Consider the following 9704-nt stretch of genomic DNA (forward strand, 5'->3'; position numbering starts at 1 on the left):
TGGTTACAGATTGCTCTCGGTGATCGCGGCGTAGACCATGCTGCGCAGCTCGCGCCGGATCGGGTAGGCGCTCGACGGCAGCACCTGCGTCATGAAGATCGCGATCAGCTCTTCGGCCGGATCGATCCAGAACGAGGTCGTGGCCGCGCCGCCCCAATTGTATTCGCCGGGGCTGCCGGCGATCAGCGTCTCGAACGGGCGCATGGTCACCGCGAAGCCGAGGCCAAAGCCGATGCCGTTATAGGTGGCCTCGGAGAACAGCGAGCGCGACACTTCGGGCAGGGCGGCGCCGCCCGGAATGTGGTTGCTCGTCATCAGCGCCAGCGTCTTCGGCCCGATCAGCCTGACGCCGCCGAGCTCGCCGCCGTTGAGAAGCGCGCGGCAGAAGGTGAGATAGTCGGCGACCGTCGAGCAGAGGCCGCCGCCGCCCGAGATGAAGGAGGGCGGAGACAGGAATGAGCTCGTTGCCGGATCGTCCTGGAGCGTCAGGCCCTCGCGCCGCTGTCCGGCATGGAATGTCATGCCGCCGCCGGGATCGGCGGAATAGCAGGCGGCAAAGCGATGCGCCTTGGAGGCCGGGACGTGGAAATCGGTGTCGGTCATGCCGAGCGGGTCGAGAATGCGTTGCTTCAGGAATTGCTCGAAGGGGATTCCCGAGATCTTGCCGACGAGGTAACCAAGCACGTCGGTCGAGACCGAATAGTTCCAGGCCTCGCCCGGCGAGAATTCCAGCGGGATCTTGGCAAGCGCCTCGATCATGGTCTGGAGCGTGCCCGACTTCTCGACCTCGCCGATTTTTTCAGCGCGGTAGGCGGCATCGACATTGGAGCGTTGCTGGAAGCCGTAGGTGAGGCCGGACGTGTGGCGCAGGAGGTCGACGATCAGCATCGGCCGGGACGGCGGACGGGTCAGGAAGGCCGGCGAGTTGCCGGCAACGAACACGCCGAGATCCTTCCATTCCGGAATGAATTTGGCGACGGGCTCGTCGATCGCGACCAGGCCTTCCTCGACCAGCATCATGAAGGCGACGCTGGTGAGCGGCTTGGTCATGGAATAGATGCGGTAGATGGTGTCGTCCTTGACCGCCAGCTTGCGCTCGACGTCGGCAAAGCCTTGAAGCGAGCTGTGCGCGACCTTGCCGCGGCGGTAGACCAGAAGATGCGTGCCGGGGAAGCGGCCGGCATCGATGTACCGTTTCCTCAGATGCGCATCGATGCGGTCGAGCGCGGCCTTGGACATGCCGACGGATTCGGGCGAGGCGGGGGTGGGGGCGAGCATCAGTTCCTCCGGGCAGTTTTGTCGATCCGTTGATAGCCAAATGACGGCCCCATTCCAAGCCGCTCGCGCTTAACGCGAGCGGGCCGACTGGTGTAGGCTGGCCCCTGGAACGCCTCCAGGCCCCCCGGGGCCAATGAGAAAACGCAGGGCAAACCATCATGACCCAGTTCAACGAGACTGATCTCACCCAGGCCGTCGTCAAAAGCTTCGACAGCACGCCCAATCCGCGCGCGAAATTCCTGCTCCAGGAATTGGTGAAGTCGCTGCACGATTACGTGAGCAAGACGGGTCTCACCTTCGAGGAATGGGACCACGCCATCGATTTCCTGACCCGCACCGGGCAGAAATGCACCGATACCCGCCAGGAGTTCATCCTGCTGTCCGACGTGCTCGGTGTCTCCATGCTGGTCGACGCGGTCAACCACCGCGACCGCGAGGGCGCCACCCAGACCACCGTGCTCGGCCCGTTCTATGTCGGCGAGCACAAGGTGACCGCGCATGGCACCGACATCTCGCCGAACAATCAAACCGGTGAGCGGATGTTCGTGCAGAGCCGCGTCACCGACCTCCAGGGCAAGCCGCTGGCCAATGTCCCCGTCGACGTCTGGCATGCCGATGACGACGGCTTCTACGATTCCCAGAAGCCGAACTATGACGAGGTCGGCGCTTCGGCGCGGGCGCGCTTCATCACCGATAACGACGGCCGCTTCTTCTTCCGTACCATTTTGCCGTGCAGCTATCCGATCCCGACCGACGGCCCGGTCGGCGAGATGATCGTGCAGACCAAGCGTCATCCGATGCGCCCGGCGCATGTGCACTTCCTGGTCAACGCGAAGGGATACGAGCCGCTGATCACGCACGTCTTCATGGACGGCGACAAATATCTGGATTCCGACGTGGTGTTCGGGGTCAAGGATGATCTCGTCGCCAAGGTCGAGCCGCGCAACGATCCCGCGATGCCTGACGGCTCCAAGGCGAACGGTCAGTGGCATCTGATGACCTACGAATTCCACCTCAAGCCCGGTGGCGGCATGGCGCCGACGCCGCTCGGTGTGAAGGCTGTGGAGCGGGTCTGATGGTCGGCCGGGATGCCGCGGCACTCCGGGCGCGTACGACGTCCGCTGTGTTTCTGATAGCGGCACAATAACGGACCTCAGCGTTCGGAGTTGAGCCATCCACGGAAGTCGTCAACCTACCAGCGATTAAACCGACACTTGGTCGACTGATCCCGAGTCACCACCCAAGTCTACCTAGGTATGGTCACTTCATACCTGCGCGCGATGGCGCCGACCGAGTGCTTGGTGTTACCGATGCATCCAGAGTGAAAAGCAACGGAACCGGCCCTGCGAGCCGGCAGTTGCGGGACAAGGCCGGCGGCGTAGCTCCCGCCGGCCCTTCTCCCGAAGGAGCGGGCGCTTTGCCGCTCAATTGATGCTTATTGCCATGGTTGGTGCAGAGAGTACGCCATGAGAAACATCGCCGATCTCCTGATGCGGTTCTGGCAGGGAAGCCGACCCGCGTCCAATACTCAGATTGCGGCTATGGCTGAAAACCAGGATCGATCAAGCATGGCTGATTTTGTCAGGATCCTGCAGGCTTACGATCAAGCCCCGTAGGGCCGACTGCGTCCGTCCGTGATACGGATGTCAGGCAAACAAAAGTCAAGACGCGGCCTCACCGCTAGATGGGCCCGTCAGCGACGGGATGTTGAAGTCTCGGAATTCGACCGGTGCGCGCACAATGCGTTGCACGATTACCGATCAGGGTTTGGGACCCATTCCTCCGCGGTCGAGTCCCAATGATGGGTGTCGTCGAACTGTTTCCAGAGTGGCCGCCTCGACTTACTTTCACCGCTCTGTCGGTTTGCATTCGGTGCACGGAGTTGGACGACGAGCGCCCCGGCCTTCATCACCCATTCGCGAGCGTTATATCGAGAGTTCCATTTGATTGCCGCGAGCATTGGATGCCTCCTTCGAAGTAAGAAGCCTTCGTCACTTTAGCCCGAGCCAGCCCCCAACGATGTAAACCACTTCACAGTTGGTCAACATCTTCGACATAGCCGCGGGCGATCTCACTACGCGGCGACCGCAAACTACGTTCGCTCGTATTCCGGCCTCCGGCATGGGTCACGTTGCCGCGCGATCAAAACGCACGCGGCGAAACGCAGCATTGTACTTGCACGCGAAGGCGCGTCCTTTTGAGAAAGTGTATTCTATCGCTGATGGGCGGCGCTCGATAGAGGCCAGCGCATGCTTGAGCTTTGGAACAGCTGGTACGACACCCTGGCCTCGGTGGAGGCGCTTGCCACGGTCATCATCGTTGTCCTAGTGGCTGCAGGCGCTATTACGCTGGCGGATAGTCGGCGCCGGTGAACGCGTCCGACAAAAAAGGTTGATCTAGGGGAGACCTCGATAAAAGTTCCGCATGACCGTCAGAAGCTGACGCTTCCGCCCTACCGGGCGTGCAGCAGCGCCAGCAGCACGACGACGGCGCAGGCGAGTGCCGCCGAGGTCAGCTTCCAGAACATCAGCGGGCTGCGCTCCAATAGCGGCGTGATCCGCGTGTCCAGATAGGCCGGATTGGGCGTGCGAAGCTCGAAGACGAATTCGGACAGGTCCTCGTGCCGCTTGTAGGGATCGGGATGCAGCGCGCGGCGGAGCGCGCCGTCGATCCAGGCCGGCACGTTGCGGTCGTCGTCTGCGGAGCGATATTTGAGCCTCCGCACGTCCGCCTTGCGCCGGATCCTGGCAATTTGGGCGCCGTAGGGAAGCTTTCCCGTCAGCATCTGGTAGCAGATCACCGCAAGCGAAAACATGTCGGAGCGCGGTGAGCCGCCTTGCCCGAGAAAATACTCCGGCGCCGTATACTGGACCGTGCCCAGGATTTCGTCGGCCTCGTCCCGTGGCGCGGCCTCCGCGACGCCCGCGACCCTGACCGATCCGAAGTCGATGATCTTCGCGGTGCCGGTCTTGTCGATCAGGATGTTGTCGGGCCTGAGGTCCTGATGCAGCATCTCCATGCGGTGGAAGGCGCGCAGGCCCGCGGCGATCTGCTCAATGATGCCACGCACGGTTTCGAGATCGGGGCGCGGATTGTCGGTCATCCACTGCTTCAGGGTCTGCCCCTCGACGAATTCGGTCGCGACATAGAGATAATTGCGGCGCCGCGACTGGGACAGCGGCTTCAGCACGTGCGGGCTGTCGATCCGGCGCGCGATCCATTCCTCCATCAGGAAGCGCTTGAGATAGGCGGCGTTGTCGCGCAAATCGACCGACGGCAGCTTGAGTGCGACCGGCTCCTCGGTCTCGACATCGACGGCGAGATAGATGTGGCTGCGGCTGCTGCCGTGGATCTCGCGGACGATGCGGTAGCCGTCGAACATCGCGCGCGGCTCCGGCAGCGGAGGCAGCGGCAATTGTGAGGTCTGATTGAAGATGCCGGCCGGCTCGCGCTGCGGCACCGCGTCGATGCGGATAATCTGGACGGTGATGTTGTCGTCGCTGCCGCGCCGGTAGGCTTCCTCGACGATCGCCCTTGCCGCTCCGTCGAGCTCGCCTGCGTGCTCGTTCAGCGCGCTCGTGATGAAGCGCGCGTCGACGAATTCGTAGGCGCCGTCGGTCGCCAGCAGGAACGTGTCGCCGGCCTCGACCTCGAACGCCAGGTAGTCGATCTCGAGCTGCGGATTGATGCCGAGCGCGCGGCCGAGATAGGTCTGCTCCGACGACACGATGATCCGGTGATCGTCGGTGAGCTGCTCGAGCGCCTTGCCGGCCACGCGGTAGATGCGGCAGTCGCCGACATGGAAGATGTGCGCGGTGGTCGCCTTGATGACCATGGCGCTCAGCGTGCAGACATAGCCCTTGTCGCGGTCATAGGCGTATTGGCTCTTACGCGTCTGCGCGTGCAGCCAGGAATTGGTCGCATCCAGCACGCGGCGCGCGGAGGTCTTCACCGTCCAGGATTCCGACGTGCAGTAATAGTCCATCAGGAAGCTCTTGACCGCCGACTCGCTGGCGATCTGGCTCACCGTGCTGCTGGAGATGCCGTCGGCGAGAACCGCCGCAATGCCCTTCAGGCCGAGCAGCGGCTCCTCGGGAATCAAGACGCCGTGAAAATCCTGGTTGAGGGGCTTGCGACCCTTGTCGGAGTGCTGGCCGACCGAAATCAGGAGTCCGCGGGTCATCGTCATCACCAGGAGAGGGGAGCCTCACCCTGCTCGGGCGAGGCTCCCCTGTCGAGACGTATTCGATCAGGCGGCGACGCGGGGCTTTGCAGCCTTGTCGACCTGGCGCTTCGGCAGGGTCATGACGTGCGTGGCGTAGAGGGTCATGCCGGTGAAGGCGAGGCCGCCGACGAGGTTGCCGAGCACGGTCGGGATCTCGTTCCAGATCAGATAGTCCAGGATCGAGAATTTTGCGCCGAGCAGCAGGCCGGACGGGAACAGGAACATGTTCACGACGGAATGCTCGAACACCATGTAGAAGAACACCAGGATCGGCATCCACATCGCGATGACCTTACCGGGGACCGAGGTCGAGATCATGGCGCCGACGACGCCGGTCGAGACCATCCAGTTGCAGAGCATGCCGCGCATGAACAGCGTCGCCATGCCGGCCGCACCGTGCGCGGCGTAGCCGAGCGTGCGGCTTTCGCCGATGATTCCGATGGCGGTGCCGACCTTGTCCGGCGGCTGCGAGAAGCCGAAGGTCGTGACGAAGGCCATCATGAAGGCGACCGTAAACGCGCCGGCAAAGTTACCGATGAACACGAGGCCCCAGTTGCGCAGCACGCCGCCGATCGTGACGCCAGGACGCTTGTCGATCAGGGCGAGCGGCGAGAGCACGAACACGCCGGTCAGGAGGTCGAAGCCGAGGAGGTACAGCATGACGAAGCCGACCGGAAACAAGAGCGCGCCGACCAGCGGCTGACCCGTGTTGACGTTGATCGTGACGGCGAACCATGCGGCGAGCGTGAGGATGGCGCCGGCCATGTAGGCGCGGATGATGGTATCCCGGGTGGACATGAAGATCTTGGACTCGCCCGCATCCACCATCTTGGTGACGAATTCCGAAGGCGCGAGATACGACATCAATGGTTCCTTTTGCTTCGTAAGAGAGATCGACGCGCCCGGGAGCGCGGCTGCAACGTCACGGGCCGTGCCGGCTGGCCTGCCGCGCACGAGGGCTAGGAAATGTCTGGAAGCCTTGGGAATCGCGTCACGAGGACTAAAGCCGGGAAGGGCCGCGAGGCAGTTAAGCTTCCGGATGCAGCCGCCAGAGGCTGCACAATGCGGCGAGCCGCAGTCTTCGTTGACGTTTATGGATAAGCAAGTTGCGTGCCGCGCCGTATGGCAATAAATATATAGCAATATCAATGAGATAGATCTCGGCCCGATCCGGCGTCACAGCACTTGGCGGCCTGTTGCTTGATCTGTTGCACAAGGCTTGTGCGCCGCACAAGAATTGAGCAGGTCGCAACTTTCGCATGCGGGTTCGACCTGTGACAGTCACGCGCGGTCTCTTTAACATTCTGATTTATAATATGTTTTTGCGGTGTCGCGCTTGGCATGAAGCTTGAATAGTTCCATGCCGACGCCATTGAAGCCGTCCCGCGAGACTTCTCATCCGACTTGCCGACGCCATCAGGCGGGGGTCTCCCCGCCGTGCGTTCGCATGCGCCAAAGACGGCGCCGCCGGACGGACGGGCTGCTCGTGTGCACTGACGCCATCAATTCTGCAACGATGCAAAGGACGACACTGCCTATGACCAAGCGCACCCGCCGGCCCTCGGAGACGGGCCTCAGCCGCCGTCAATTGTTGAAGGCCTCCGGCTCGACCGCCGCACTTCTCGCCGCCGCAAAACTGAATTTCCCCGCCGGCGCTTTCGCGCAGGATTCAGGCCCCGAGGTCAAGGGTGCCAAGCTCGGCTTCATCGCGCTGAGCGATGCGGGGCCGCTCTTCGTCGCCAAGGACAAGGGCCTGTTCGCCAAATACGGCATGCCCGACACCGACGTGCAGAAGCAGGCCTCCTGGGGCACCACGCGCGACAATCTCGTGCTCGGCTCCGAAGGCAACGGCATCGACGGCGCGCATATCCTGACGCCGATGCCGTATCTGATCTCGGCCGGCAAGGTGACACAGAACAACCAGCCGACGCCGATGTACATCCTGGCGCGGCTCAATCTCGATAGTCAGTGCATTTCGGTCGCCAACGAATATGCCGACCTCAAGCTCGGCGTCGATGCATCGCCGTTCAAGGCCGCGCTGGAGAAGAAGAAGGCCTCCGGCAAGGCCGTGAAAGCCGCGATGACCTTCCCCGGCGGCACCCACGACCTCTGGATCCGCTATTGGCTCGCCGCCGGCGGCATCGATCCCGACAAGGACATCGAGACCATCGTGGTGCCGCCGCCGCAGATGGTGGCCAACATGAAGGTCGGCACCATGGACTGCTTCTGCGTCGGTGAGCCCTGGAATCTGCAGCTGATCAATCAGAAGATCGGCTACACCGCGATCAACACCGGCGAACTCTGGAACAAGCATCCGGAAAAATCCTTCGGCATGCGCGCCGCCTTCGTCGACAAATATCCGAAGGCCGCCAAGGCCCTGCTGATGGCCGTGATGGAAGCCCAGCAATGGGCCGACAAGGCCGAGAACAAGGCCGAGCTCGCCGCCATCATGGGCAAACGGCAGTGGATGAATTGCCCGGTCGAGGACGTGCTCGATCGCAGCGCCGGCAAGTTCGACTACGGCATCCCCGGCAAGGTGGTCGAGAACTCGCCGCACATCATGAAGTACTGGCGCGACTTCGCTTCCTACCCCTTCCAGAGCCACGACCTCTGGTTCCTCACGGAGGACATCCGCTGGGGCAAGTACGAGCCTGGCTTCGACACCAAGGCGCTGATCGCCAAGGTCAACCGCGAGGACATGTGGCGCGATGCGGCCAAGACTCTGGGCGTCGCCGCCGCGGAAATTCCAACCTCCACCTCGCGCGGCAAGGAGACCTTCTTCGACGGCAAGGTGTTCGATCCCGAAAATCCGGCAGCCTATCTGAAGTCGCTCGCGATCAAGCGCGTCGAAGTCTGATGGAGCCTGCGGCCGCCGTCAGGCGGCCGCTTCGTCCTTTGAAGCCGGAAAGGGATTTTCGATGAACATGCCTGCCACCAAGATTGAGCTTGAGATCGCGTCGCCTGCGGCCGTTGCCGCGCCGGTCGTCGCGCTGACGCCGAAGCGCCCGCCGCGCAGGGAAGCCTATGCACGGATGGCGCGGGAAACCGCCGTGCGCGTGATCCCACCGCTGGTCGTGATCGCTCTTTTGACGCTGGTCTGGGAACTGGTCTGCCGTCGCGCCGGCTCGGCGCTGCCGCCGCCGTCGAAAGTGTTCAAGGACACCAAGGAGCTGATCCTCGATCCGTTCTTCGATCATGGCGGCATCGACAAGGGCCTGTTCTGGCATCTGTCCGCCAGTCTGCAGCGCGTTGCCTTGGGCTATTCGCTCTCGGCGATCGCCGGCATCGCGCTCGGCGTGCTGGTCGGACAGTCAGTCTGGGCCATGCGCGGGCTCGATCCGCTGTTCCAGGTGCTGCGCACGATTCCGCCGCTCGCCTGGCTGCCGCTGTCGCTCGCGGCCTTCCGCGACGGTCAGCCCTCGGCGATCTTCGTCATCTTCATCACCTCGATCTGGCCGATCATCATCAACACCGCGGTCGGCATCCGCAACATCCCGCAGGACTATCGCAACGTCGCCGCGGTGGTGCAGCTCAATCCACTGGAGTTCTTCGCCAAGATCATGATCCCGGCGGCCGCGCCCTACATCTTCACCGGCCTGCGTATCGGCATCGGCCTGTCGTGGCTGGCGATCGTCGCGGCCGAAATGCTGATCGGCGGTGTCGGCATCGGCTTCTTCATCTGGGACGCCTGGAACTCCTCGCATATCAGCGAGATCATCCTGGCGCTGTTCTATGTCGGCATCGTCGGCTTCGTGCTGGACCGCGTGATCGCTGGCCTCGGCAAGGTCGTCACCCGCGGCACCGCGCTGAACTGAGAGGAGAGGGTACATGACCGCCTATCTGAAGCTCGACCACATCGACAAGGTCTTTACCCGCGGTGCCGCCACCACGGAGGTGCTGAAGGAGATCAATCTCACGATCGAGAAGGGCGAATACGTCTCGATCATCGGCCATTCCGGCTGCGGCAAGTCGACCCTGCTCAACATCATCGCGGGGCTGACCAACGCCACCACCGGCGGCGTGCTGCTGGAAAACCGCGAGGTCAACTCGCCGGGGCCCGACCGCGCCGTGGTGTTTCAGAACCACAGCCTGTTGCCGTGGCTCACCGTGTACGAGAACGTCAGGCTCGGCGTCGACAAGGTCTTTGCCAGGACCAAGTCCCGCGCCGAGCGCGACGCCTGGGTCATGCACAATCTCAATC

7 protein-coding genes are annotated in these 9704 nt (G+C 62.9%); 4 read left to right on the forward strand and 3 right to left on the reverse strand.

Annotated features, from left to right (window positions below; all coding sequences use genetic code 11):
- Positions 1-3 precede the first annotated feature (3 nt).
- Positions 4-1278 carry a serine hydrolase domain-containing protein gene (locus CV770_RS15715; protein ID WP_091965692.1) on the reverse strand — a complete coding sequence of 425 codons (1275 nt, stop codon included), beginning with the start codon at positions 1276-1278 and terminating at the stop codon, positions 4-6.
- Positions 1279-1436: 158 nt separating this feature from the next.
- Here CV770_RS15715 and CV770_RS15720 point away from each other — a divergent pair, with 158 nt between their 5' ends.
- Positions 1437-2354, forward strand: coding sequence for a dioxygenase family protein (locus CV770_RS15720; protein WP_104462953.1), 918 nt, complete (start codon positions 1437-1439; stop codon positions 2352-2354).
- A 1376-nt stretch (positions 2355-3730) separates the two neighbouring features.
- Here CV770_RS15720 and CV770_RS15725 read toward each other — a convergent pair.
- Both CV770_RS15725 and CV770_RS15730 read right to left on the reverse strand, forming a co-directional pair.
- Positions 3731-5467: a bifunctional protein-serine/threonine kinase/phosphatase gene (locus CV770_RS15725; RefSeq protein ID WP_201759872.1), complete on the reverse strand. Its 1737-nt coding sequence runs from the start codon at positions 5465-5467 to the stop codon at positions 3731-3733.
- A gap of 60 nt (positions 5468-5527) precedes the next feature.
- Positions 5528-6367, reverse strand: coding sequence for a formate/nitrite transporter family protein (locus CV770_RS15730; protein ID WP_091965695.1), 840 nt, complete (start codon positions 6365-6367; stop codon positions 5528-5530).
- A 673-nt stretch (positions 6368-7040) separates the two neighbouring features.
- Between CV770_RS15730 and CV770_RS15740 the strand changes: the two genes are divergently transcribed.
- The 3 genes from CV770_RS15740 to CV770_RS15750 form a co-directional block, all read left to right on the forward strand.
- Positions 7041-8360 carry a CmpA/NrtA family ABC transporter substrate-binding protein gene (locus CV770_RS15740; RefSeq protein ID WP_104462955.1) on the forward strand — a complete coding sequence of 440 codons (1320 nt, stop codon included), beginning with the start codon at positions 7041-7043 and terminating at the stop codon, positions 8358-8360.
- 61 nt (positions 8361-8421) lie between these two features.
- Complete coding sequence (ntrB, locus tag CV770_RS15745; RefSeq protein ID WP_104462956.1) at positions 8422-9318, forward strand: nitrate ABC transporter permease; 897 nt, start codon at positions 8422-8424, stop codon at positions 9316-9318.
- A 13-nt stretch (positions 9319-9331) separates the two neighbouring features.
- The coding region (locus CV770_RS15750) for an ATP-binding cassette domain-containing protein (RefSeq protein ID WP_146101294.1) at positions 9332-9704 on the forward strand (373 nt) is incomplete at its 3' end.

Source organism: Bradyrhizobium sp. AC87j1, from assembly GCF_002936975.1.
GTDB lineage: Bacteria > Pseudomonadota > Alphaproteobacteria > Rhizobiales > Xanthobacteraceae > Bradyrhizobium > Bradyrhizobium shewense.

Excerpts from the sequence above, each read along its gene's own strand:
- CV770_RS15715 (WP_091965692.1), bottom strand. The coding sequence starts at position 1,278 with ATGCTCGCCCCCACCCCCGCCTCGCCCGAATCCGTCGGCATGTCCAAG.
- CV770_RS15720 (WP_104462953.1), top strand. The coding sequence starts at position 1,437 with ATGACCCAGTTCAACGAGACTGATCTCACCCAGGCCGTCGTCAAAAGC.
- CV770_RS15725 (WP_201759872.1), bottom strand. The coding sequence starts at position 5,467 with ATGACGATGACCCGCGGACTCCTGATTTCGGTCGGCCAGCACTCCGAC.
- CV770_RS15730 (WP_091965695.1), bottom strand. The coding sequence starts at position 6,367 with ATGTCGTATCTCGCGCCTTCGGAATTCGTCACCAAGATGGTGGATGCG.
- CV770_RS15740 (WP_104462955.1), top strand. The coding sequence starts at position 7,041 with ATGACCAAGCGCACCCGCCGGCCCTCGGAGACGGGCCTCAGCCGCCGT.
- ntrB (WP_104462956.1), top strand. The coding sequence starts at position 8,422 with ATGAACATGCCTGCCACCAAGATTGAGCTTGAGATCGCGTCGCCTGCG.